We start from the raw sequence: 23,916 nt of genomic DNA, 5'->3' as shown, positions 1-23,916 counted from the left end.
AATCTTATAAAAGTATACAAATAAAGATTGATATTTTCAAATTTTTGACACAGTTTTTAGCCGCTTAGGAATTTCGATTGGGTTTTATGACGAAAAAATTACAGTTTAACGCCCAATGTACCGGAGGATTATTGTCGGTTTATCCGGTAAAATAAATTAATCTGATTTTTTTACAATAAATATTAAATTTTCTGGCAGAAAGTATATTAATCACTTTCTTTTTCTTCTAACCTTGATTTTCATTTGATTAATTTGCAGAATATTCTGCTTTTTAATTGTAGATATCTGATTAGTAAAACTAAAATCCTGCAAACGGGCTTTTTTATAAAGGTCTGTTTTTGAGGCTTTCTTTACTGAAAATCAGTGCTTTTCCATAATTTTTAAAACGTATAAGGTGGTGCTTTTCCGCGTTACCATTGTGTACTTTTAAAAATAACAAATGGAAAGAAAAAACAACTTAACAAATCGACTACCCATGAGCCTTCTGCTACTGCTGGTTGTATTAACTTTTAGTAAATGTAAAAAAGGCTCGGATGTGGTACCCTTTGAGAACCAATCAGACCTCACTGAAGCTGCCCGCGGTAACGGAAGCATCATTACCGGAATAAAAACCATAAACGTTGGTTCAGCAGTAAGTGATGGTGGGTTTTCTTACAAAGTGATCAACATTCCCGGAACAAGTGATTCCGGAAATAGTCCTTCAGTTTCTACGCTTCAGGTATTTGAAAACGGAAAAGCACTTGGTCCGGCTCATGCGATGCATGCGGATATCAGAGATAAAGGAAAAGGCCTTTTTAGTCATTGGTCAGGAGGCTTGTACTTCTCGGCTTCAGATAACACAGACCCAAGGAGTAATGGAAGAACTTATACCTATAGTCTTGATGGGAGTGGCAATTCGGCAATTACTCCTCCGGTAACACCTCCAATAACCAATCCGGAAAAACCGGGTTCCGGTACTGCAGCCATTGGCTTTGCATCGGTGGATGGTAAAACTACCGGTGGTCTTGGTGGACAAACGGTTACCGTAACGAGTTTATCTGCTTTAAAAAATGCAGTGGAATCCAGTTCAGCACTCATCATCCTGGTATCCGGAAAAATTACAGGTACGGGATACCTGAATGTAAAATCCAATAAAACCATTCAGGGATTAGCCGGATCCAGTATGGAAGGTGTAGGTCTGATGATCTATGGCAGCAACAATGTGATTGTTCAGAACATGACCATCAGAAATGTGGTGACTTATTCTAACATCATCATTAAAGAAGGAGCGCATCACATCTGGATTGACCACTGTGATTTGTCGTCCGACAGGACCCATGGATGGGATTATTATGATGGATTGCTGGATGTAGGTAAAAGAGCAGATTATGTGACGCTATCCTGGAACAGGCTGCACGACAGTCATATTCCGATGCTGATCGGTTTTGGTGATGAAAATACCGATGATATCGGTCACCTTCGTGTAACAGTAAACAACAATTATTTTTATAATGTTTCTGAACGTCAGCCAAGTACCAGGTTCGGCTATATCCACGTTTTTAATAATTACCTGCAAAATGGCAGTGGTTATGGAATCGGGGTAACGATGGGGGCTACAGTCAGGACTGATAATAACTATTTTGAAAACCAGGCGATTCCTATTTTTACGGAATACAATGCCAAACCTGGTTATGTAAGTGGAGCTGAAACCAATATTTATGCCAATAGTAAGGCCAATAGAATCTCTACGGCTTCATCTACATGGACACCAGCTTATGAATACAAATCTGTATTGATCGCTGCGGCAAATGTTCCTGCAGTGGTATCTGCCGGAGCAGGGGCAACATTGGCACGCTAATTTTTTTAATCGTTTCTAATCCGGAAACGGTGATTTTAATATTGAAGGGGTGATCTGATAAATCTTTATCGGGTCGCCCCTTAAATATATACCCGTAAGTTTTTGCCGCTCTTAAACTGATGATACTCATAAAATATAGGAAGATGGTAATGGATAGGAAGAAAATATTGATCTCCTGTGATTCTCCACGCTCTTTGCTGGATTTCAGAGGAAAATTGATGGAGGCATTGATAGAAAAACATGAGGTAATGGTGTTCAGCCCAAAGATCGACCAGGAATCCATCAGCATGCGGCTAAAGGAAATGGGCGTGAAAATATACGAGAATGAACTCAACCCAAGTAATGTTTCCATTGGTTCAGATTTGAAATACCTTGTTGCTTTGCACAAGGTCATCAGAGCGGTTAAACCAGATGTATTCTTTCCTTACACGTTTAAACCTGTCATCTACGGTTCTTTTGTGGCGAAGTATTGCCGGGTGCAGCGCATCACGCCAATGTTAACCGGACTGGGCTATAATTTTCTGGATACAGGCCCCAGAACCTGGGTGCAAAAAATAACAAGAATATTGCTTAAGCTTAGTTTGAGGGCCAGTAAGAGGTTACACATCATCTTTCAGAACCAGGACGATTATGAGCTGCTGATCCGGGAACATGTCCTCACAAAAAGGAACAAATTTGCGGTGGTTAACGGTTCAGGTGTGGATTTATCCAGCTATGAATACTCTCCGCCAAATGTACAGCAAATCAGTTTTTTAATGATTGCCCGCCTCATCAATGCAAAAGGAATTAAGGAGTATTATGAGGCTGCAAAACTCATTAAAGCGAAGTTTCCAGAGGTTGAATTTAAACTGATCGGGCCTTACGATGACAATATTGACGCGATAAGCGATGATTTGTACGCAAAGATCAGGTCTGATGGCACGATTCAATACCTGGGTTTACTGGAGGATGTACGGCCTTACATCAGGCAATCCTCAGTTGTGGTGCTGCCTTCCTATTATGGGGAAGGGGTCCCAAGGTGCCTCCTGGAGGGAATGGCGATGGGCCGGGCATTGATTACCTGCAACTCTGTAGGCTGCCGGGAAACGATTAATCCGCTGCTGAGGAAAGCAAACGGATTTCTGGTTCCGGTGAAAGATGCCAGGCAACTGGCTTCCAAAATGGAATATTACATCAGACATACCGACGATATTGCCCGCTTTGGCGCCAATGGGAGGAAATATGCGACTGAAAAGTTTGATGTCAATAAGGTAAATGAAACCATGATCCGTGTTCTTGAGGGAACATACTAACTGATGAAAATGTATGCTATACCAAAGTTTTATTGTCCGGGAAAAGGAGCAGTGGGATGTTTATATCAGGCGTTCCCGCGATTATGAAGTTTACCATACCTGGTATTACCATTCGTTGAATAAGCTGGGAGAGCCCCTTCTTTTTGTGTATGAAGAAGCTGGTTTTTTTATCGCCTTCCCCATGATTAAAAGAAGTATTGCCAATTCTTCATTTTATGACCTGACTTCCGTTTATGGTTATGCAGGGCCGGTGTCGGATCTTGATTTTGCCGGAATTACGGAAAACTCCTTAAAGCATTTTAAAGATGAATTTTGCCGGTTTTTGACGGAAGAACGTTTTGTCAGTGCCTTCACCCGATTGTATCCCTTTTTAAATCAACAATATGTGCTTGAAAATATCGGAGGGATTTTTCCGAATGGAAGTACCATTTATATGGATCTATCAATCTCTGTTGAAGAACAAAGGTCGAGATATGAGAAGCGGTTAAAAAGACAGGTAAAGAAACTCCGGGAAAGCAATTATACGATCAAAGATACCCACAGCCGGGAAGACATCAGCCTGTTTACGGAAATGTACCATAAAAATATGGACCGCCTGAATGCGCATCAGAGTTATTACTTTGATGAAGCCTATTTTACCGGCCTCCTGAATCAGGAGGAATTTGAGAACCGGTTGGTTTTGATTTATGATGGTACGGAGCTGATCTGTGGCGCACTGGTCCTCATTTCTGAGCATGTGGTGAGGAACCATTTATCTGCGACATCCGAAAAGTATCTTAAGCAATCTCCCAGCAAATTACTTACCGACGAGATCAGTATGATTGGCCGGCGACTGGGGAAAAAGATCTTTCATCTCGGTGGTGGTGTAGGAGGAAAAGAAGATTCGCTGTTCATGTTCAAACGTCATTTTTCAGATTTACAGGTCAGCGACCGGATCTGGTGTTACATCAATGACCAGCAGGTGTACCAGGAGCTCGTACTTCTGCGAGGAGCGGGAATCAATCCTGATTCTGCTTTCTTTCCGGCTTACAGACAGTAAGTATTTGTCCGGCTGGATATGATCGCTTCATCAGCGGTAAACTGAGCTTGTCAATCATTGTAAATCGATAAAAACAAATATATTCTGATGGAAAATAGATTAGATTATGCGCTGAATGATCTGGGCCTGTTTGATGAAGTGATCTGGAAATACGGCTGGATTGTTTATGAAAATGCTTTGGATCCTCAGTTTGTGGAGGACATTAAGCAATCGCTTCAGCCGGCTTACGAATACAGGAGGAAGATACAGCTGAATAACGGAATTGCCGAAAGTATGGATGGTACACTTCATCATCTGGTAGAAAAGGAACTGTTTTCTTTGAAATTCCTGGAACAGAAATACGGAGATCCGCAGATCAGACACTTTCTGAACGGTCAGTATATCCTCAACTCTTTAGGAGCAGTGATCAATTTGAAAAATAGTCAGGCTTACGTCCAGAATGTTCACAGAGATATCCGGACGTTTACCGGTTCTTTTAAACTGATGATTCAGATGATGGTGATTCTGGATGATTTTACCCTGGAAAACGGAGCGACCTATTTTCTTTCGGGCTCACATCAGCAGGATGAAAAACCAGAAGCGGATTATTTTTATGCGCATGCAGACCGGGCCCTCGCGAAGAAAGGGAGCATCATTTTGTTCGATGCCAATTTATGGCATGCAGCAGGAAAAAACAATACAGATGAACCCAGAAGGGCACTGACAATGGCCTTTACCAAACCCTTTATGAAGCAGCAGATGGATTACCCAAGGTTTCTGGGCTATGCTTTTGGAGAAAGCCTGACTGAAGATCTGAAACAAGTAATTGGTTACAATTCAAGGGTTCCTGCTGATTTTGAGGAATACTATCAACCAGTTCATAAGCGGATGTATCAGAGAGGTCAGGAGTAAATCACAAATCAAATCAGATCATATGAGATCACTTGGAGGATATTTGGAGTTGCAACTATCCAGAGGGGAGGAGTTTTATCCTTCTCTGCTAAAATTAAATACCGGCAGAAATGCGTTCGAATACCTTTTAAGGGTAAATCGGTACAGGTTGGTTCATGTCCCTTATTATACCTGTGAAGTCATGCTGGAGCCCCTGAAAAGGCTGGGGATTGCCTTTCAGTACTATACCATAGATGAGCAGATGGATCCGGTTCTGGATTTTGAGGTTGGGCCTGATGAATGTTTACTGTATACCAATTATTTTGGTTTGAAACAGGAAACGGTAGTCCGGCTGAGCCGGCTCTTTCAAAATCTGATTATAGATAATTCCCAGGCTTTTTTTTCTGCGCCACAGGAAGGAATAGATACTTTCTATTCCTGCCGGAAATTTTTTGGTGTTCCGGATGGGGCCTATCTCCAAATCAATAGTCCGCAGAGGTTGAAGCTGGAACAGGATGTTTCTTTTGAACGGTTTTCTCATCTGATCAAAAGCATTGACCTGGGCATAGAAACGGGGTACGAAGATTTTATCAATAACAATGTTCAGCTGTCGAATAATCCCGTAAGAAGGATGTCCGCATTATCTCAGAAAATTTTGTCGGGCATAGATTACAAAACCTGCAGATACAGGAGGAATTCCAATTTTATGTATCTCCATGATTTTCTGGAAGCCCATAATGATTATCGTTTTGATGCCTCAGTGATCAATGGACCAATGGTATATCCGCTGTTGACTTCTTCTCTGAGCCTGAAAAAAAAATTACTGGATAAACGCATATATGTTGCTTCATATTGGCCGAATGTTCTGGAATGGACCACCAAAATGATGTATGAACATTACCTCACGAGTCACCTGATCGCTTTACCCATAGACCACCGTTATACCCATGCGGATATGAAGCGTATGTTAAACATATTAAAAACTTCGTTATGAAATCATCCATCTTTTTAAGACCTCTGGTTATAGCTGATGCTATGACCTCGTTCCAATGGCGCAATAATCCGGAGATCTGGAAATTTACCCCTTTCAGGCCATTGGAACCTGTTACACCGGAGATAGAAACCAAATGGTTAACTGAAGTCCTGCTGCGGAAGGATCAGAAAAGATTCGCAATTTGTCTGAAGGCATCAGAAAAGTACGTAGGGAATGTTCAGCTGATCAATATTGCAGGTGGAACGGCCGAGTTTCATCTTTTCCTTGGAGATCCGGAATGTTGGGGGAAGGGAATTGGAACTGAGGCAAGTACACTAATTCTGGATTATGCCTTTAATAGTCTTGGGTTAAACACAGTGAAGCTGGATGTGGATTGTGAGAATTTGGGAGCGATCCATATTTACAAAAAAAATGGTTTTGCAGAAACCGGGCGTAATGGCCGGTTCATTGAAATGGAATGCTGCCGGAAGGAGGTTAAAACTACCGCAGGAGCTCATAAATACAGTATCACCCTGGCAGAAGAAAACAAATGGAGAAGCTTGATGAAAAGAGCCTTAAGATATGATTTTTACCATTCCTGGACGTATCATTCATTGGATAACAGCGGTGGAAAAGCGCTCATGTTTGTATATGAGGAGGGCCAGGATTTTGTTGCTATCCCATTGATGAAAAGGAGCATCCCGGATTCCTCTTATTATGACATGAGCTCTGTTTATGGATATAGCGGGCCGTTGTCAAATCAGGAATTTGAGGATTTAAGTGCCGGTTTTATCAGGCGTTTTAAGCGTTGTTTTTTAGATTTTCTAAGAGAAGAGCAGGTGGTTACTGTATTTTCCAGGTTAAATCCTTTTCTGGGTCAGTCCGGATTGATGGCACATTTCGGAGGCCTGGTCGATAATGGAAAGATCGTGGTCTTTGACCTAGGACTATCTATTGAAGAGCAACGGCTGAATTATCATGGTGGTGTACTGAGAAAGATCAGGAAGCTCAGGGAGAAAGGGTATTATGTGAATGAAGCAGGTACGGATGAAGACATCAAAGAATTTGTCTCGATATATACCCTAACCATGCTGCGTGTTGATGCTTTAGAAACGTATTATTTTGATGAAAACTATTTTAAGATATTGCTTCATACGGATGAATTTGATGCCAGGTTATACTTTGTCTATGACAAGGATGATTATCCGGTTTGCGGAGCGATTGTAGTCCATACCAATGGAATTATGCAGGCACATTTATTAGGGACCAAAACCGATTATCTGGCTGATTCCCCTGCAAAATTATTAACCGAAGAGATCACAATCCGTGCGCGTGAATTAGGCGTAAAATATTATAATCTGGGCGGTGGATTAGGTTTTAAGGAGGATTCTTTGTTCCTCTGGAAGACAAATTTTTCCAGTCTGACCTTAAATTATCAAAGTTGGCGCTTTGTAGCCGATCCGCAGATTTATGCCTCTTTATTACTTCAGCAGGAAGTGGGGCCTCAAAACGGGGTGGATTTTTTTCCGCTCTATCGTTTATGCGCACATAAAGTGTAAGGTAAATTCATTACCACTAACAAACAAAACTGATGAAAAAGATTCTATTTTGCGAAAAGGTATATTCCAGGTGGATTATTCTGTTAATTGACCAGTTTATCGTAGGGTTTTCCTTTGTGGTATCCCTGATTATTTTGGAGCAGGGCGACTATCAGGCTGTATTTAACCGTGATGTACTGTTATATCTGGTTTTATATCATCTGATTTCTATCCTGGTCTTTGTCTCGATGAAGATTCATACCGGCATGATCAGATATTCCAGTATTGAAGATATTTTTCGGGTATTTAAAGCGGAACTCCTGACGAGTGGTTTATTGGTGCTGATGATTTATTCATTTGCAAAACCTCAATTCGGTTTTGATAGCCAGTGGTTTCTTTCGATGCTGATCATCAATTTTTTCATTTCTGCCTCTCTTCTTATTGCCCTTAGAATCATCGTTAAGCAACTCTTTCATTACCTGAAAGACCTTCAGCTGGTGACTAAAGAAGTTTTGTTGATCTATGGAGCCGACCGGGCTTCCCTGTTGATTAAGCACGGTCTTGATGCAGCCAGCGAAAAGAATTTTGAGCTGCTTGGTTTTGTGGATGATCATCCGGACAGGATGCATAAACACCTGGAGCAAAAAAAAGTGTATGGATCCTCTGCCATTTCCGGACTAAAGAAAAAACATGGTGTAGAGAAAATGATTGTAATGGAGGATTGCAAGGATATTGAAGGGAGGAAACAGGCGATAGAAAAATGTATGGAATGTGGGATAAGGGTGATTTCTGTTCCCGCTTCCAACCACTGGTTAAAAGGAAGGTTAAAGCTCAGTCAGCTTCCGGATCTGAAGATCGAGGATCTGTTGCAACGGGAGCCTATTCATATGGATTGTGAACATATTATCGCAGGGCTTTGCGGCAAAAGAGTTCTGGTTACCGGAGCTGCGGGATCTATTGGTTCTGAAATTATTCGTCAGGTTTTAAAATGCAATCCGGACCTGCTGATTTTATGTGACCAGGCAGAGAGTCCGCTTCACGAAATGCAGTTGGAAATTGAAGATAATTTCCCCGATAGTACCTGTAAATTTATGATCATAAATATCCAGAATTATGGCCGGCTGAAAAACATGTTTGATACCTGCAGGCCGGAGATCATTTTTCATGCGGCAGCGCTGAAACATGTACCTATGATGGAGCATAATCCTTCGGAAGCGATTCTGACCAATGTAATGGGAACGAAAAACCTGGCAGATCTTGCTGTGGAATATCAGGTTGAAAAATTCATTATGATTTCTACAGATAAAGCCGTTAAGCCAACGAATGTGATGGGGGCTTCAAAGAGAATTGCAGAAATGTACATTCAATCCCTGCAGAATTATGAGCGGGAACGCTTGTTTAAAACCAGGTTCATTACCACCAGGTTTGGGAATGTTTTGGGGTCAAATGGGTCAGTTGTTCCTCGATTCCGGGCCCAGATAGAAATGGGAGGACCGGTTACGGTGACAGATCCGGATGTGACCCGGTATTTTATGACGATTCCTGAAGCGGTACAACTGGTGTTGGAAGCATCTGTTATGGGAAATGGAGGGGAAATTTTTGTTTTCGATATGGGTAAACCAATTAAAATTTTGAATTTGGCGATAAACATGATAAAACTAGCTGGATTTTTGCCTTATTCGGATATAAAAATTCGGTTTATTGGACTTAGACCAGGAGAGAAATTATATGAAGAGTTGTTAAATAAAACTGAAACAGTGATTCCGACATATCATGAAAAGATCAAGATATCGGCGGTCATCGATTATCCTTACGAGTATATTGCACAAGTCATTAACGAACTTCTGGTTTTGATCCAGCTGAATGATGACCGGCAAATCGTCAGGAAAATGCAGGAAATTATTCCTGACTATGTAAGTACTAATGTAAACTATCAGTGTATAAATGTGTAATTGTAATTTTTTTGTTATCTTAACTCTGGTTATTCCCTGAGGTTTTAAAAAAAGTGTATCCATCACTTAAAACATGGTAAAGAAACCAAATAAATATTAGTTAAAAATGGGGGCATTTTTTAATGGATATTCAGGAGCTTTAGGGGCTTTTGGAATCAATTTGCGGCTTTATTTGAGTGAAATCTCAGGTCGCGATCTTATCAGTAATAAGCCTGTTCTTCAGGAAGAATACCTTTTGTCAGTAATTTCTTTTCACGATTTTGATGTTGGATCTTAACCGGTGTGTTTTTAAGGTCAATTTTAATCAAGAATTATTCATGAACTATGGCTAATCAGCCTTTTCATGTCCAACCGTGTGCTGACAAAAAATAACATACTACATCATGGGGAGTAATAATAAAAGTATTCAAATCGCTGAATATCTAAGGACGGTTATCCTTTCGGGATTTCCTCCCGTCGAGAATCTGGCGGCATTGCACCATATTTCTGTTTCTAAGCTGATGCGGGATTTTAAAACTGCGTTCCAGACCAGCCCATATCTCTACTTCAGAAAGCTGCAAATGGAATTTGCTGAAGAACATATTCGAAATACAGGTTGCAGTAAGAAGGAAATGGCATTTATGCTGGGCTTTTCAAATCCGGCAAATTATACCCTTTGCTATAACCGGTATTTGCGGAGTAAAACTGAGGAAAGCTGGAAGAACTGCGTCGGCAATGACGTGACGGAAAATCACCATATGCTGACTTCTAAAATTCCTTTGCCAGTTGCCATGCTGGATAAGAATATGAATTATCTGCTGGCTTGTAAAGAATTGTTAAGTATCTGTAATTTATCAGGAATTGATCTGATTGGTAAGAATTTCTTTGACCTTTTCCTGGAGAATGTTTCCGATTCAGCACTTTTAAAAAGAAGGGCTTTAGAAGGAGAAATGAGCTCGCTTGCCGGAGATTATGATTTTAATATTGAGGGCAATTTATTGAAAAGTACCGTAAATCCATGGTATGATGATGTGGGCGAAGTAGGAGGGATGATCATTTTTGTGACCTCTTGTTGAGGATTTGGCAATGAATAATAGCTTTTTGAGCATGAGTAGGTTCCTGCAGTTCTTTTTTTTAAAATATATTTGATTGTAAGATTCCTCAATTTTATGTGTTTATGTCAAATGTTTTGACAAGTTAATGTTCTGTTGTTATTACTCGCTCAACCTGGAATCAAATCTGCGCTCGAATCCTCTTAGATCACTTCTGTGCTTTTAGTTTAAACATCCCTGTTGTTAACCTAAAAATTGTTTTATGATATAATAATTACAAAAATTATGGAACTCAATGCTGGTGAAATCGTTGAACTTGCCGTTCGGCGGAAGAATGTGAACATTAGCGAACTATCGAGACGTTTGCATATCAATAGACGGACCTTGTATAACTGGTTCCGGCAAAAAAAACTGCATACTGATGTCATTTGTGAGATAGGTAAAGTAATAAATTATGACTTTTCGAATGATTTTGAAGAAGAGTTCAGACAACTCGCGGGTAAAGATGATCTGATGGTTTTAAATGTGGATCATCGGCTTAATCCTCCGGATTCTGTTTACTATTGGATGGAAAAGTACATTGCTCTGCTCGAGGATTATAAAAAATTAGTACGTAAAGGCCCTTTATAAATTAAGGGTTTTTTTTTTCTCCTCAATCCATAATGACATATACTTTGTGCTGTTCAAGGTCTGATATTGTAAAATCTGTCCATAGAAATTCTGACTGCGGTGTCTGTTGAGCCCGGTAGCCAAACGCTCCAGAATACTGATCAATGAACTACTAAACTTTGACTTTCCATAACGCTCGTTGATAATGGTGGCTCCATTTTGCCCTGCTGCTTCCCATCTTGTTTCGTCCTGATATAAAAGTGCTGCATGATCTGCGAAAAGTGCCAGATCATCAGTGATTTCTCCATTCCATCTGAGCTCTCCGCTCATGGCTTCGGCACCAATGCTTGTCGTAACCGAAGGTGTGCCCACCTGCATGGCATCGATCAACTTCCCTTTAACCCCCGCCCCAAATTGTATCGGTGCCAGTAATACTTTATGACTGGCGATGCTTTCCCGTGCATCTTCCGCACGCCCATGAACATAAAAGCCCTCCTTTTCATTGTGCAATTGCATCACCTTCTGTGTGCTGTATGCACCATAAATATGAAGCATGGCCCCGGGGATTTTTTTCCTCAATACCGGCCAGACTTTTGTTTTTAAGATTTGCAGGGTATGCCAGTTGGGTTCATGTAAGAAATTGCCAATGAAAACAAATCCTTCCCGTTCCTCAAAAGTTCTCCAGTTTCGGATGGTTTCTCTGCTGAGCTCTTCTTCCAGAAAAGGTAAATAATAAATCAGGGAAGGATCGAGATGAAATTGTTCGGTTAAGATTTTCATTTCTACTTCAGAAATGATCAATGACAGGTCACACCTGAGTATCGAAGCAATTTCCCGCTTGGCCATATCGGTAAAGAGGTCTGCTGTTTGAAATGCCTGTCCGCTTTTGAGCACTTGTTGTCTGGCATTACGTAAGCAGTGAAGGTCTTCGGTATCCAGTATGCTCATCGCATCCGGGCATTCTTCCCGGACCCTCCAGCCATATTGCTCTTCCATAATGTAACGGTCGAACAGGACAATTCCAGGATTGATCTCTTTCAAAAACAAGTTGAAACCAGCATCATTCAGGGTAATTCCACGTTCGGATACGCCGAGATCTTTTAAATTAAAACTGAACTCCGACTTTGCAGCCGCACAGGCAAAAATCACCTCATAGCCTTCGGAAAGAAAGAGCTGAACCAGCTGAATCATCCTTGTACCCGCCGCTGAGGAGGTCGGTTCCGGCCAAACCAATCCAATGATCAATATGCACTTTTTGTTCATTTCTGTAAAATTGATGCAAAATAGATGTTTTTAATGCAAAGACTATGATTATTCCTAATTTTGGAAAGAAGAATTTATTTATACCATGCTAGGATTAAAATTATTGACAGACCCTCGTTGGGCGAATATTGCGGAATCAAATCTGGAGGAAATCTTAACGGATCATGCCTGGTGCGAGCAGAAAGCCGCGACCAATGCAATTACGCTGATCACCAATAATTCTGAACACATGGATCTGGTAGAGGAACTTACCGCCATTGCAATTGAAGAAATGCAGCATTTCCAGATGGTGATAGAGATCATCAATAAAAGAGGCTATACCCTTGGCCGTGAACGTAAAGACGATTATGTGGGACGTCTGGTGAAATTCAGTCGCCGGGATGGCAGCAGAAATAATGCCTTTATTGACCGCCTTTTATTTGCAGCAATGATTGAAGCCAGAAGCTGCGAGCGTTTTAGAGTGCTTTCACAGAACATCAAAGATCCTGAACTGGCCAAATTTTATCATGACCTCATGGTTTCAGAAGCAGGACATTATACCACCTTTTTAAACTTTGCGCGCAAGTATACAATTGATGTTGATGTAGATAAAAGATGGAAAGAATGGCTGGATTTTGAAGGTGAACTGATTCAGAGTTATGGAAATAAAGAAGCCATTCATGGCTAATGTTTAACATTCAGAACCGGGGATAAATAAAATTAATAATAAAATAATCACGAAATTTAGGTGATATCTGATTGAAAAAAGTCACATACTATAAAATGCTTCATAGCTATGACGACAAGACCCCTTATAGAAGAACAAAAGGTTGATCCTCAACAACGGCTGATCTCGCTGTATCAGAATGCTTTTCCTTTGGTTGCCAAGCACATCAGCAGGATGGGTGGCTCCTTTGAAGAAGCGAAAGACTTGTTTCAGGACGCCCTGATTATTTATTATGAAAAGGTAGAACGTACAGAGGTGGTCCTGAAGTACAGCGAGAAATCATACCTGTTTGGAATCGCCAGACACCTTTGGAATAAGCGCTACAAAGAAAGCAGCTATCAGGTTCCCCTGGACCAGTTCGGAGCCGGATTTGAAGAGGGCCTGGACCTGAGTGATGCGGGGTATGAAGAAATCTCTGCACCCAGGCTAATGAGATTGTTGCAGACCGCCGGACAGAAATGTATGGAGCTGCTCAGTGCATTTTATTATGAACGGATGGACATGAAGGAAATCGCCTCGCGCTTTGGCTTTTCAGGTTCCCGTTCAGCCACCGTCCAGAAGTTTAAATGCCTGGAAAAAGTTAAAGAAACCGTAAAAGAAAAATCCCTGAAGTATGAAGACGTCCTGGAATGAACTGCGCGTAATTGAGAATTACTTAAGCCCCGATGGGGAACCCGCAGATCAGGTTTTATTTGAAGCCAGAATGATTCTGCAACCAGAACTGAAGGAGCGCGTTTACTGGCAGAAAAGAACTTATAATATGATTCAGCAATATGGGCGGCAACAGTTGAGATCAGAGATTGCAAAAGTCCATGACTTGTTGTTCAGTGCTCCTGAACACCGGTCTTTCCGGCAGAAGATGCTGAGACTCTTCCGCAAATAACCCCGATTTTTTTGTAAACCTTTAATCATTTCCCCAAACAGGGGATGGGCATCGCCATGCCTGAAATTTAATCCTTTAAAACATTATATATGAACAAGAATGAATTTTTTCAATATGCGGTGAAACATCACCGGATCAATAGTAACTATATGGAAAGTTATATTTCCAGAGCATCGACTGCTATGCGGCCAATGGCGATGACTCCTTATATCACAGAAGAGCGACAGTTAAATGTTGCCCAGATGGATGTATTCTCCAGGCTGATGATGGACCGGATTATTTTTATGGGTGAACCGGTTGACGACAGGAATGCGAATGTAGTCCAGGCTCAGCTGCTTTTCCTGCAATCTGTGGATGCAGAGAAAGACATTCAGTTGTATGTCAATTGTCCGGGAGGGGCAGTCTATGCCGGACTGGGAATTTATGATACCATGCAGCTCATTTCGCCTGATGTAGCAACGATCTGTACTGGTATTGCGCTTTCTTTTGGTGCGGTCTTGTTGTGTGCAGGTGCTGCGGGAAAACGCTCTGCTTTAAAACATTCCAGGGTGATGATCCATCAGGCTTCCGGTGGAACACAGGGAACCGCGGCCGATATGGACATCAGTGTGAGGGAGATCCTTAAAATTCAGAAAGAGCTGTATCACGTCATTGCAACTCATAGCGGGCAGGAGTATGAAAGTATCAATGAAGCGGCCAGCCGTGATTACTGGATGACCGCTCCGGAGGCCAAAGCATTCGGAATGATTGATGAAATATTATAAAAAAGCTTTACTCAACCGGGTTCATGAGTGTTAAGGCTTCCTGAGGGGCACTTAGCGATAGCTCATAAACGTATTTGGTATTGCCCACATGAATCTCATATTTGTCGTCCTGAAGCGCTGTGATCAGGTCTGAGGCGACTTCTGATGCAGGAATTCCATTATGACCATTGATGATGGCGCTAAAGCTGGTGTTCACCAATGGTGGCATCAGCTCAAAAACCTTTACCTGTCCGCTGCTTCTTTCCAGCGCAATTCTTAGGCTCTGGCTGTAGGAATGTAAGGCTGCTTTTGAGGCTGAATAAGTGGTCAGCTGACCGGGAACAAGGGCAACGATGGAAGTTACATTAACGATGGCTGCTGAGTTTTGTGTTTTGAGTTGTGGCAATAGTTTTTCATTCAGACGGACAACAGCCAGGTAATTGGTCAGCATTTCATCCTGAGCTTTGCCGAACGCATTAGCTGATGCTGCAATGTCGTATTTATAGGCCTGTCCGGCATTGTTCACAACGATGTTGAGCGTTGGGAAGTCTTTTAGTAAAGTAGATACCAATGCTTCAGTATCCTGTTCATTGCTGATGTCGCCCTTAAATCCGATTGCTCCGGGAAGCTGAAGTAGAGCTTCATCAAGTCTTTTCTGATCTCTGCCGGTGATGATCACCTGATTACCTGCAGCAGTAAAAGCTTTAGCGATTTCAAATCCGATGCCTGCGCTTCCGCCAGTGATCAGGATGGTGTTATTGGTAATGTCCATTTTATTTGATGTTTAATGTTCTTGTTTATCTTTCAATGTTGTACTTATATTATGTAATAGACCAATTGGTCTATTTTTAGGTAAAAAAAGAGCAACGTGATTTTCATTGCTTTTATAACTACCACACAAATATAAGACCGATCGGTTTATTTTTGCAACAAGTAAATGTCAGTGGATTGAAATAATAAAAAAAAGAGGGGCTCATCCTTGATGAACCCCTCTTTTTTTATTGGTTTGCGGATCTTATTTAACGGATAACAAGAATCCAATGGTAAAGTTCGCATCCCAGTCGAATACGAAAGTATCACATTTGGTCGCGTCTTTGATCGCTTTATAGATGTTTACCCCGCTTTTGATCTTTATTTTGTCGGTGTTATATTTTTCAGGATTGTTTAATACCGTGAATCTTTCTTCTCCGTTACGGCTTTGTTTGGCCAGTTCATAAGGAACCCCACCAATGATGAAACAGATCTCACGTTTTTTCGCAGGCAACTTTTCCAATGAGCTTTTCACCTGTGCATAAACGGCATCATCCTTTAATTCTTTTTCATAATACTTAGCACCTGGTGCTTCGACAGATTTGACATCTCCGTCTATCCATGAAATCTTGGTGTTTCCGGAGCCAATATCTACCACAAAAGAGTTGTCATAATAAGAAGCTGGCAACACGCATTTTAAAGCAAGTTTACCTTCCTGTTCCGCAGTTACCAGGTTCACCACATAACCCATTTTCTTCAATTCTGTAGAAATTGCAGCAGTTTTAGGTTCTTTCTGAGCGCCTGAACTGATCACAAAGTGGATGTTTTTTGATTTCACCCCTTTATCAAACATGGCACCGATATAATCTTTTAATCCGGTACGGATATCTGCAGTCGTGGCCATACCTTCGTACACGAAAGATTTACCAAAATCTTTGGACACAATTTCCCAGCGTTTCTCTTTGTCGATATTTACCACGAAAGAGTTAAAGCCTGAAGCGCCTACTTCAACAACTCCTTTGTATTCCCCGTTAACAGGTTTTTCCGGAGTATAGTTGAATGTTCTTTTTTCGTCACTGCCATTTGAGGAAGCCATTGTCGGGCTGCTGGCTTGTGTGGTATCGGCTGTGGCAGATTTGGGAGCAGCTCCATCAAATTTACCGCTTTCAAATGCCCAGTAACCTATTCCAACGATTGGGATGGCCAGGATGATTGCTTTTATCGGCCAACGTAATCTGGCCCAGGTTGATTTTTCTTCCATGTTCTTGTTTGTATTTTGGTTTATTGATTAATCTAAAAGGGAGAATCCTTTATCTACTTTTTCTTCTGGTTTCAATTCATAATATGAATCCGCCATTTTGCTGACATTCAGCATTTTCAGGTTTCGCTCGTCTACTTTTTTGATGAACTCTTCCAGTTCTCCCTGTGTAGGGGCGCCACCAACAGTAATGTTGTTGTTCTGATCAAGGAAGTCCAGGTTGGAGCGGATGGAGGCGATGTTCTGACTGATCGCTCCGGTAGCAGCATCCATTGCTTCATTAAATACCCATCCATCTTTAATGTTAAATACCTCGGCCAGACCTTCAGTGGCATTCTTCATTTTCTGAGTGGCTTCCAGTTTTTTAGAGATAATGGAAATGCTGCTGTCCAGCGTACTTACATAAATCCTGGCTGCACTTTCATTGTCTTTTAAGACTTCTAAAACTTTGGCAAACTGGTTGGCATACTGCACATAACTTCTGGCATTTTGTTCTTCAGCTTCACCTTCTTTACCCAGTAAAAATGCTTTGGTACGGGTTTCTTTAGCGTCCCTGGCATACTCATTTGCTTTCTCTGTATTGTTATTGCTGCTTTCCTGCTGACCTTTTTCGTCCAGACTTGCTGCTTCTACGGTAAAACGTTTGGCATAAGTGTATTTTTCTTCTGCGGTCTTTTGTGCAGTTTCCCCACTCTGGATCATGTCTATACGCACCCCATCAACATTGGAGATCTTCTCTTTGACACGTTTCAGGGTATCTTTTGCTTCTTTTGATAACAACTGTAAGGTTTCTATCGGGTTGCTACGGATCATGGCTTTCTCTCCTTTAAAGATGAGAATGGTTCCAAGACGGTGTAGTAAGGCAATGATCTTTGGTGCCAGCAACAATAAAACTATTAAAATGATGCTAAAGATGACCAACAGTATACTTTTTGCGGCATACTCCAGCATGATTGGCAGGAATTTGAAGAAAGCAAATGCACCCCCTAAAATAAGGGCCCAGAAGAAAATGCTGGAAATGGTTTTCTTTGCTTCCGGCGTTTGAAGCTGACTGGGTAAATGGTCCCCGAGGACCTGAAATATAGGGAGCTGACTTTTCAGTTCTGCCGGTATATTTACGAATTGACTTTTGTTTTCCATAGGAGCTTGTTTAATTTATATTGGTTTCAATTAGGTTAAGGGCATTTTGAATATCAGCAACCACTTCGGCAACGGCAGTATTGCCAATAGCGATCTTGTTGTCGATGTCCAGGAGTTGAGGCTCATACTTGCTATTGATCTCATTCAGGTCTTTTTGTTTCAGACTTAACTTCTCGCGAAGCTCCAGGATGCTTTTCTCAATCTGCTGGACCTCATCGGTAAGGCTTGCTTTTTCTTTGACCAGGTTTTGTTCAAGGTTTTGCTTTTGTGTCTGTTTTCCGGCTGTTTCTTTGTCGATTACTTTTTTGAGTTCTGTGGCATAGTTCTGTCCGGTTCTGCTGAGCTTTTCTTTGTCCAGGGTTTTGTCTACATATTTCAGAGAGGTAAATGCAGCTTTCAGCGTTCCTGCATTTACACTGCCCATTTCTGCGGCAGCGTTCCATACTTCAAAGAAATCAATCCCGGGCTGGTTAATCTTTTCCAGGATCTCCAATACTTTTAACTTCATCTGTTTGATGTCCGTTGCCGGCAGATCAGAAGTATTTTGTGTTAGATTGGTTTGTGGGTTCTTCGTTACAGTTTCGGTGGTTTTGTTTTCTGTAACCGGAAGAGGGGGTGGCAGGTTCGGGTCAGAATTTGCCGGTTCCGGACTGTCTTCAAAGATCAGTTTCTTTAAACTTTGTAAAATTCCAAAAGAGTTGTTTGTGGGTTCCTCGCTCATGACTGCATATTATCTGTCGTTAAAAATAACAAAAAACGAATATAATGTACCGATTTATTTAAGGAGCTCTATTATGGAAAAATTAATTGAAAGCTAAGGATATGGAATTACGGGAAGAGGGAAGGCTTATATCTTTAAATTTCTTTTGAAATCCGAAGGGCTGACCTTGATGAAACGTTTGAAATTCCTGTTGAAATTGGTCAGGTTGTTGAAGCCGCTTTGAAAACAGATCTGGGAAATGGTCAGGTGGTCATTGTAGAGCAGTTTACAGGCATAACCGATCCTCACCTCATTCACGAAATGGGTAAAGGTTTTTTGTGTCCTTCCTTTAAAATACTTGCAAAATGAGGCTGTAGTCATGTTTGCCATTGAGGCGGTATCTTCCAGGCTGATGTTCTGGGTAAAGTTATTCATCACATAATTATAAATTTTATCAATGCGTTGAACGTCTTTCTGGTTATGAGGATTGGTATATCCTGTACTGGACAGGCATTGGTATTCCCTGGTATCGGATAATAAATCCAGAATACTCAGCAGATGGATGATTCTTTTTAAACCGGTACTGAGGAGCAATTTATCCAGCAACACCACTACCTGGTCTTTTGAGTCACCGTAAACATGAATTCCTCTTTGAATGTCTTTTAAAAGTTCTTTGAATTTGCTGACATCAGTGGAGTTGAGGAAATTGTCGTTCAGCCAGTCCAGGCGGAAATAGGTCACAATGGCTTTTACTTCCCGGTCGCTTCCCTCTTCGTAATATTCCTTGTCGTTGTACATGACATGGGGTAAATTCGGGCCCATAATGATCAGGTCACCTTCAGAAAAATTGGCAATACTGTCGCCAACAATTCTTCTGCCATTGCTTTTGGTCATCCATACCATTTCATACTCATTGTGGAAATGTAAAGGATTGGTCAGACATTTCGCATTCACCTCCTTTACAAAGATGCTCTGGTATAAAACGGTGTTTCTTTCGAATAGAAGTGGTTGCATAAGGTTAATTTGCTTTTTTATTCTGATAAAACAAAATAATTGACAATATAGTGTCAGCTTTGGGCAATTGAAGACGAGTTACTTGAGGTAAGAGCCTCTAACTTGCCTGAAAAATATAGCATATGATCCCATTGCAAATTCCAACGAAGGATGACGAGCTGATTGCCTTAATCAAAGCAGAACTTTTTACTGCTGTTATCGGTGATATTATGGATAAATCAGGTTTTCTGAACCAGTTTTTACCTCCTCAGCTACAGCCACTCAGAAGCGATATGGTGGTAGTGGGCAGAGCGATGCCGGTACTGGAGGCCGATGTTGTTGAATCTGCAGATCCCGGACATAACCCTGTTTTGCAAAAGCCATTTGGCCTGATGCTGGAAGCGCTGGACGATTTGAAAAAGAATGAAGTATACATCTGTTCAGGATCGGCCCCTTCCTATGCCTTATGGGGAGAGTTGATGAGCATGAGGGCGATCAAACTGGGGGCTGCGGGAGCAGTAGTTAACGGCTACTCGCGTGATACCAATGGCATCCTGGAATTGAATTTCCCAACGTTTTCTTATGGCAGTTATGCTAAAGACCAGGCCCCGAGGGGGAAGGTGATCGACTTCCGGACCACAATAGAAATGAACGGGGTGCTGATCAGGAATGGTGACTATGTGATTGGGGACAGGGATGGGGTCTGTATTGTTCCTCAGGAAGCTTCCTCAGAGATTTTCCGACTGGCTTTCGAGAAAGCAAGAGGCGAGAAACTCGTCTTTCAAAAGATTAAAGAAGGAATGTCGGCCAAAGCCGCATTTGAAACTTATGGGATTATGTAAACCGGAGGCCATTAAAGCCGAAAAAACAATTATATACTGCTGAAAAAAATCTAATTTTAAAATATAATGTTAAAACAATTACGCTGCCTTACAATGCTGCTGCTGTTTACTGTAGGATCCGTTTACAGTCAGGTTTACAAAACCGTTCAAAACTATAGTGCTGCAGATTGTGGAGATTGCCTGCTAACCAGGCTGGGACAGGTTTATACCTATACCCAGGGAGAAATTCCTGCTGATATTTTACCGCTTGACGGAAAAGAAAGAACGATATTTTTTGCGGGCAGGATCTCCATTCCATTTGCGGTTTCAGATGCTAAAAGCAGTTACCAGATCAAGGTCACTTATCTCTCTGATTCCAAAGACCGCAAGGTCAAAGCGCTGGCAGATACGGAGGTATTGAACAGTTCAGTCGCATTGCCTTATGGAAAGACGCTGACGGTCACTTATGACATTCCTGCCGCTGTTTATCGGGATGGGGCATTTACGTTTGATCTGCTTGCACTTTCGGGTGCAAATGTTCCGGTTAGCCGCCTGGAAATATTATCTACCGGATCAAAACCACTGGTGTATAAGGATGTGCTGGCAGAAAAGATCAGGAGCATTTCTTTTAAACCCGAACGCTTGTCGCCGGTTCCTGCAAAAGTAGAAAATGTACAATCTCCTGTTTTGTCTTTAAACGGAATATGGGATTTTAAATATAAAACCCAAGCGGGGAAAATTCAGGTCCCCGGAGAGTGGGAGATGCAGGGCTATCATGTAGATTCTGCTCAGCATGCTTCCTATACCACCTCCTTTGAGCTCCCGCAGGATTGGAAAGGTAAAAAAATCAAGCTGCGCTTTGATGGGGTAAGTTCTCATTGTGAAGTGTTGCTGAATGGCAAGCTGATCGGTACACATGAAGGCGGTTTTGTCATCTTTGAAATGGATGCCAGTACTGCTGTAAAAGCAGGAAAGAATAAGATTGAAGTAAAGGTAGCGAGCTTAACAGTTTCCGATAAGCTGGGCTGTGTATCGCAATATGCCGCACATACGGTAGGGGGAATCCTGAGAAAGGTGACTTTAACGGCATTACCGGAACTGAATATCGGGGAAGTTTATCCACAGGTCACCTTTGACAAAAATTATGAGCATGCCGATCTTCATATCGACTATCAGGTGTACAACGAATCGAAGCTTCCAGCTGATGCAGCGCTGAAATTTATCCTCCTGGACAGGGAAGATAAAGAACTCCGCGTTAATGGGAATTCCATTGAAAAGCAAAACATTCGTCCAAATACAAACTTAAAGGGAATCCTGAGTGTCCGTGTTGATCATCCTGAAAAATGGGATACCGAACATCCTTATCTGTATACATTGATCACCAGATTGATGAGTAAGGGTAAAGTCATTCAGGAGAACAGGCAGAAACTGGGTTTCAGGCAGATTGATATCCGGGGAAACCAATTTTTCGTCAACAACAAAGCCATTAAACTTCATGGTGCTAACAGGCATGATGTAAGCACACTCAGTGGCAGAAGCATCAGTGCTGCCCTGAACAAAAAAGATGCAGAGTTGTTCAGAAATGCGAACTGTAATTATATCCGTACTTCTCATTATCCACCAGCAGAAGAATTCCTGGCGGCATGTGATTCTTTAGGGATGTTTGTAGAGGCCGAAGCAGCAATTACCTGGGTGGAGCATCATGCCAGTCCGATCTGGAAAGAGTGGAATTACCTGAACCCGGACTTTATTCCTCATTTCTTAAGGGCAAATTTTGAGAACATCCGTGGAAACCGGAACCACCCTTCGATCATTATCTGGTCTATTGCCAATGAGTCCAGGTGGAGTCCGCTTTGGGATAAGGTAAATACAGAAGTGAAAAAATATGATCCCTTACGTCCTACAGCCTTCCATGACCAGACTTATGGAGGATTTAACAACGCAGGGAGTAAAGCTGATATCCGGAACATCCATTATCCTGGTCTGGGCGGACCTGAACAAACGGATAAATTTACGGACAGGCCGGTGTTGTTCGGTGAATATTGCCATGTGCAGACCTATAACAGACTGGAAGAGGTGACCGATCCTTATGTGCGTGCAGATTGGGGCAGAATGCTGCACCAGATGTATGATAAAATGTATACTCATCAGGCCTGTCTGGGTGGTGCCATCTGGGCTGGAATTGATGATATCTTTCATAAACCAGACAGTACCATTGTGGGATATGGCCCATGGGGAGCAGTGCTGGATGGCTGGCGAAGAGAAAAACCGGAGTTTATTTCAGTAAGGAAATCATATGCACCCCTGATCATCACTAACCTGAAGGAAGCAAAACCAAAGAATGGAATCCTGCTGTTACAACTGGAGAACAGGTATAACTTTGCGAACCTGAAGGAAGGACAGTTTAACTATATCGTTGATGGTGTTTCGAGGTCTGCCGTTGCGGATATTCCGGCAAGGTCATCAGGAGATCTGGAACTGCAGGTAGCGGATGATGCCAAAGTGGTACGTATCACTTTTACCGATCCTAGGGGATTTGTTACTCAGGAGGAACAGCTGAATTTTTCGGACAGACAGGTATTGATCCCGGTAGAGCCGGCTATTGCGGTTAAACTTAAAAAATCTGGGGATCAGCTCATATTGAGCCGTGGTACACAAAAATATAGCTTTGATAAAAACACTGGACTGGTAACCGGCGACAAGATCCTTGGGGGAATTGCACTCATGGTGGTTCCCATGAATGGAGATGATGGTGGGGCACCTCATATTGCAGGAAACAATTACCAGCGGAACATCAAACCTCTCCTGTACCAGCCGGAAGGGAATTGGAAAGCCAGCTCTGTCTCTGCCTCAAAAGATAAGGAGTCGGTTAATGTCAAAGTAGAGGGTAGTTACAATTACCTGAAAGGGGTGTTTAACTATAAATTCCTGGCAGATGGGACGATTGAAATTGCCTATGATTTTAAGGTAACTGATACGGTGAAAATCAATCCCAGGCAATGGGGACTGGCTTTTGAACTGCCATCAGATTTCCAACATCTGAACTATTCCAGCAAAGGGTATTGGAGTGTTTATCCTGAAAACGATATTGCCCGGACCTCTGGTGACATCCATGCAGTTCCGGTACATCAGAAGTATGTGGAAGCAGCATTAAAGGTGCCTGCAGGGCCATGGTCTGCAGATGCAAATGATTTGGGAAGCAGGGATTTCAGAAGTACCAAGGCCAATATTTATCATGCCGGACTGAGCAACGATAAAGGAGATGGACTGAGGGTTTATTCTGATGGAACGCAAAGTGCCAGAAGCTGGATTGATGGAAATAAAACACGTTTTCTATTGGCAGAGTTAAATGGTGGAGGCTCCGATGGCTTCTTTGCAAGTTATTATAGCAAGGAACGCAGGCCTTTAAAAATGGGTTCTGAGTTAAAAGGGAAAATTAAGCTTAAATTAGAGGCAGCTAAACAAACAAATTAAGGTTAATAAAAGGATCTCATGATCGCTTAATAACCTATAAACCG

At 41.9% G+C, this 23,916-nt stretch carries 21 protein-coding genes; 15 read left to right on the top strand and 6 right to left on the bottom strand.

Going from position 1 to position 23,916, the window contains the following annotated elements; translation table 11 throughout:
* Positions 1-475: 475 nt before the first annotated feature.
* The 9 genes from BUC20_RS20345 to BUC20_RS20300 all read left to right on the top strand — a co-directional run bounded on the left by BUC20_RS20345 (position 476) and on the right by BUC20_RS20300 (position 11,162).
* Entirely contained in the window at positions 476-1,837 is a 1,362-nt protein-coding gene (locus BUC20_RS20345) for a pectate lyase family protein (protein WP_073233909.1), read from the top strand.
* Positions 1,838-1,986: 149 nt separating this feature from the next.
* Positions 1,987-3,129 (top strand): glycosyltransferase family 4 protein, encoded by a 1,143-nt coding sequence (locus BUC20_RS20340; RefSeq protein WP_234994564.1) that lies wholly within the window; start codon positions 1,987-1,989, stop codon positions 3,127-3,129.
* 13 nt (positions 3,130-3,142) lie between these two features.
* Positions 3,143-4,168 carry a GNAT family N-acetyltransferase gene (locus BUC20_RS20335; protein WP_073232925.1) on the top strand — a complete coding sequence of 342 codons (1,026 nt, stop codon included), beginning with the start codon at positions 3,143-3,145 and terminating at the stop codon, positions 4,166-4,168.
* A gap of 87 nt (positions 4,169-4,255) precedes the next feature.
* Positions 4,256-5,059, top strand: coding sequence for a phytanoyl-CoA dioxygenase family protein (locus BUC20_RS20330; protein WP_073232924.1), 804 nt, complete (start codon positions 4,256-4,258; stop codon positions 5,057-5,059).
* Between the two features lie 22 nt (positions 5,060-5,081).
* On the top strand, positions 5,082-6,032 hold the full coding sequence (locus tag BUC20_RS20325) for a hypothetical protein (protein ID WP_073232923.1): 951 nt from the start codon (positions 5,082-5,084) through the stop codon (positions 6,030-6,032).
* Complete coding sequence (locus BUC20_RS20315) at positions 6,029-7,570, top strand: GNAT family N-acetyltransferase (RefSeq protein WP_234994563.1); 1,542 nt, start codon at positions 6,029-6,031, stop codon at positions 7,568-7,570. The genes BUC20_RS20325 and BUC20_RS20315 overlap by 4 nt, the downstream gene beginning before the upstream one ends.
* Positions 7,571-7,602: 32 nt before the next feature.
* A complete protein-coding gene (locus BUC20_RS20310; protein WP_073232922.1) occupies positions 7,603-9,501 on the top strand; it encodes a nucleoside-diphosphate sugar epimerase/dehydratase in 1,899 nt (632 codons plus the stop codon).
* Positions 9,502-9,884: 383 nt separating this feature from the next.
* On the top strand, positions 9,885-10,556 hold the full coding sequence (locus BUC20_RS20305; protein WP_073232921.1) for a helix-turn-helix domain-containing protein: 672 nt from the start codon (positions 9,885-9,887) through the stop codon (positions 10,554-10,556).
* Positions 10,557-10,817: 261 nt separating this feature from the next.
* Positions 10,818-11,162 (top strand): hypothetical protein, encoded by a 345-nt coding sequence (locus tag BUC20_RS20300; protein WP_073232920.1) that lies wholly within the window; start codon positions 10,818-10,820, stop codon positions 11,160-11,162.
* On the opposite strand, the gene BUC20_RS20295 is transcribed toward BUC20_RS20300, so the two are convergent.
* Positions 11,157-12,404: a glycosyltransferase family 4 protein gene (locus tag BUC20_RS20295; RefSeq protein ID WP_073232919.1), complete on the bottom strand. Its 1,248-nt coding sequence runs from the start codon at positions 12,402-12,404 to the stop codon at positions 11,157-11,159. The two genes, BUC20_RS20300 and BUC20_RS20295, sit on opposite strands and share 6 nt — an antisense overlap.
* A gap of 85 nt (positions 12,405-12,489) precedes the next feature.
* Between BUC20_RS20295 and miaE the strand changes: the two genes are divergently transcribed.
* The 4 genes from miaE to BUC20_RS20275 all read left to right on the top strand — a co-directional run bounded on the left by miaE (position 12,490) and on the right by BUC20_RS20275 (position 14,757).
* Positions 12,490-13,071 (top strand): MiaE family protein, encoded by a 582-nt coding sequence (miaE, locus tag BUC20_RS20290; RefSeq protein WP_073232918.1) that lies wholly within the window; start codon positions 12,490-12,492, stop codon positions 13,069-13,071.
* A gap of 108 nt (positions 13,072-13,179) precedes the next feature.
* Positions 13,180-13,743, top strand: coding sequence for an RNA polymerase sigma factor (locus BUC20_RS20285; protein WP_073232917.1), 564 nt, complete (start codon positions 13,180-13,182; stop codon positions 13,741-13,743).
* Positions 13,724-13,993: a hypothetical protein gene (locus BUC20_RS20280; protein WP_073232916.1), complete on the top strand. Its 270-nt coding sequence runs from the start codon at positions 13,724-13,726 to the stop codon at positions 13,991-13,993. Before BUC20_RS20285 ends, BUC20_RS20280 begins: the two co-directional genes overlap by 20 nt.
* 89 nt (positions 13,994-14,082) lie before the next feature.
* Entirely contained in the window at positions 14,083-14,757 is a 675-nt protein-coding gene (locus tag BUC20_RS20275) for an ATP-dependent Clp protease proteolytic subunit (RefSeq protein WP_073232915.1), read from the top strand.
* 7 nt (positions 14,758-14,764) lie between these two features.
* On the opposite strand, the gene BUC20_RS20270 is transcribed toward BUC20_RS20275, so the two are convergent.
* The 5 genes from BUC20_RS20270 to BUC20_RS20250 all read right to left on the bottom strand — a co-directional run bounded on the left by BUC20_RS20270 (position 14,765) and on the right by BUC20_RS20250 (position 19,598).
* Positions 14,765-15,508 carry an SDR family oxidoreductase gene (locus BUC20_RS20270; protein ID WP_073232914.1) on the bottom strand — a complete coding sequence of 248 codons (744 nt, stop codon included), beginning with the start codon at positions 15,506-15,508 and terminating at the stop codon, positions 14,765-14,767.
* A 243-nt stretch (positions 15,509-15,751) separates the two neighbouring features.
* Positions 15,752-16,747 (bottom strand): hypothetical protein, encoded by a 996-nt coding sequence (locus tag BUC20_RS20265; protein WP_073232913.1) that lies wholly within the window; start codon positions 16,745-16,747, stop codon positions 15,752-15,754.
* Positions 16,748-16,774: 27 nt separating this feature from the next.
* Complete coding sequence (locus BUC20_RS20260) at positions 16,775-17,884, bottom strand: hypothetical protein (RefSeq protein WP_073232912.1); 1,110 nt, start codon at positions 17,882-17,884, stop codon at positions 16,775-16,777.
* Positions 17,885-17,894: 10 nt separating this feature from the next.
* Positions 17,895-18,605 carry a hypothetical protein gene (locus BUC20_RS20255; protein ID WP_073232911.1) on the bottom strand — a complete coding sequence of 237 codons (711 nt, stop codon included), beginning with the start codon at positions 18,603-18,605 and terminating at the stop codon, positions 17,895-17,897.
* A gap of 126 nt (positions 18,606-18,731) precedes the next feature.
* The gene (locus BUC20_RS20250) at positions 18,732-19,598 is read right to left on the bottom strand and encodes an AraC family transcriptional regulator (protein ID WP_073232910.1); all 867 of its coding nucleotides are present in this window, start codon (positions 19,596-19,598) and stop codon (positions 18,732-18,734) included.
* A gap of 122 nt (positions 19,599-19,720) precedes the next feature.
* On the opposite strand from BUC20_RS20250, the gene BUC20_RS20245 reads away from it, so the two are divergent.
* Both BUC20_RS20245 and BUC20_RS20240 read left to right on the top strand, forming a co-directional pair.
* The gene (locus BUC20_RS20245) at positions 19,721-20,419 is read left to right on the top strand and encodes an RraA family protein (RefSeq protein ID WP_073232909.1); all 699 of its coding nucleotides are present in this window, start codon (positions 19,721-19,723) and stop codon (positions 20,417-20,419) included.
* 66 nt (positions 20,420-20,485) lie between these two features.
* Positions 20,486-23,872, top strand: a complete 3,387-nt coding sequence (locus BUC20_RS20240) for a glycoside hydrolase family 2 protein (RefSeq protein WP_084529109.1) — start codon at positions 20,486-20,488, stop codon at positions 23,870-23,872.
* Positions 23,873-23,916: the final 44 nt, after the last annotated feature.

This window comes from Pedobacter caeni, from assembly GCF_900129215.1.
Lineage (GTDB): Bacteria > Bacteroidota > Bacteroidia > Sphingobacteriales > Sphingobacteriaceae > Pedobacter > Pedobacter caeni.
The sequence above is the reverse complement of the archived record's forward strand: the minus strand, read 5'-3'. Positions and strand labels throughout refer to the sequence as shown.

Bases quoted from the DNA above. Each gene is read 5' to 3' on its own strand.
- BUC20_RS20345 (WP_073233909.1), top strand. From the start codon at position 476: ATGAGCCTTCTGCTACTGCTGGTTGTATTAACTTTTAGTAAATGTAAA.
- BUC20_RS20340 (WP_234994564.1), top strand. From the start codon at position 1,987: ATGGATAGGAAGAAAATATTGATCTCCTGTGATTCTCCACGCTCTTTG.
- BUC20_RS20335 (WP_073232925.1), top strand. From the start codon at position 3,143: ATGCTATACCAAAGTTTTATTGTCCGGGAAAAGGAGCAGTGGGATGTT.
- BUC20_RS20330 (WP_073232924.1), top strand. From the start codon at position 4,256: ATGGAAAATAGATTAGATTATGCGCTGAATGATCTGGGCCTGTTTGAT.
- BUC20_RS20325 (WP_073232923.1), top strand. From the start codon at position 5,082: ATGAGATCACTTGGAGGATATTTGGAGTTGCAACTATCCAGAGGGGAG.
- BUC20_RS20315 (WP_234994563.1), top strand. From the start codon at position 6,029: ATGAAATCATCCATCTTTTTAAGACCTCTGGTTATAGCTGATGCTATG.
- BUC20_RS20310 (WP_073232922.1), top strand. From the start codon at position 7,603: ATGAAAAAGATTCTATTTTGCGAAAAGGTATATTCCAGGTGGATTATT.
- BUC20_RS20305 (WP_073232921.1), top strand. From the start codon at position 9,885: ATGGGGAGTAATAATAAAAGTATTCAAATCGCTGAATATCTAAGGACG.
- BUC20_RS20300 (WP_073232920.1), top strand. From the start codon at position 10,818: ATGGAACTCAATGCTGGTGAAATCGTTGAACTTGCCGTTCGGCGGAAG.
- BUC20_RS20295 (WP_073232919.1), bottom strand. From the start codon at position 12,404: ATGAACAAAAAGTGCATATTGATCATTGGATTGGTTTGGCCGGAACCG.
- miaE (WP_073232918.1), top strand. From the start codon at position 12,490: ATGCTAGGATTAAAATTATTGACAGACCCTCGTTGGGCGAATATTGCG.
- BUC20_RS20285 (WP_073232917.1), top strand. From the start codon at position 13,180: ATGACGACAAGACCCCTTATAGAAGAACAAAAGGTTGATCCTCAACAA.
- BUC20_RS20280 (WP_073232916.1), top strand. From the start codon at position 13,724: ATGAAGACGTCCTGGAATGAACTGCGCGTAATTGAGAATTACTTAAGC.
- BUC20_RS20275 (WP_073232915.1), top strand. From the start codon at position 14,083: ATGAACAAGAATGAATTTTTTCAATATGCGGTGAAACATCACCGGATC.
- BUC20_RS20270 (WP_073232914.1), bottom strand. From the start codon at position 15,508: ATGGACATTACCAATAACACCATCCTGATCACTGGCGGAAGCGCAGGC.
- BUC20_RS20265 (WP_073232913.1), bottom strand. From the start codon at position 16,747: ATGGAAGAAAAATCAACCTGGGCCAGATTACGTTGGCCGATAAAAGCA.
- BUC20_RS20260 (WP_073232912.1), bottom strand. From the start codon at position 17,884: ATGGAAAACAAAAGTCAATTCGTAAATATACCGGCAGAACTGAAAAGT.
- BUC20_RS20255 (WP_073232911.1), bottom strand. From the start codon at position 18,605: ATGAGCGAGGAACCCACAAACAACTCTTTTGGAATTTTACAAAGTTTA.
- BUC20_RS20250 (WP_073232910.1), bottom strand. From the start codon at position 19,598: ATGCAACCACTTCTATTCGAAAGAAACACCGTTTTATACCAGAGCATC.
- BUC20_RS20245 (WP_073232909.1), top strand. From the start codon at position 19,721: ATGATCCCATTGCAAATTCCAACGAAGGATGACGAGCTGATTGCCTTA.
- BUC20_RS20240 (WP_084529109.1), top strand. From the start codon at position 20,486: ATGTTAAAACAATTACGCTGCCTTACAATGCTGCTGCTGTTTACTGTA.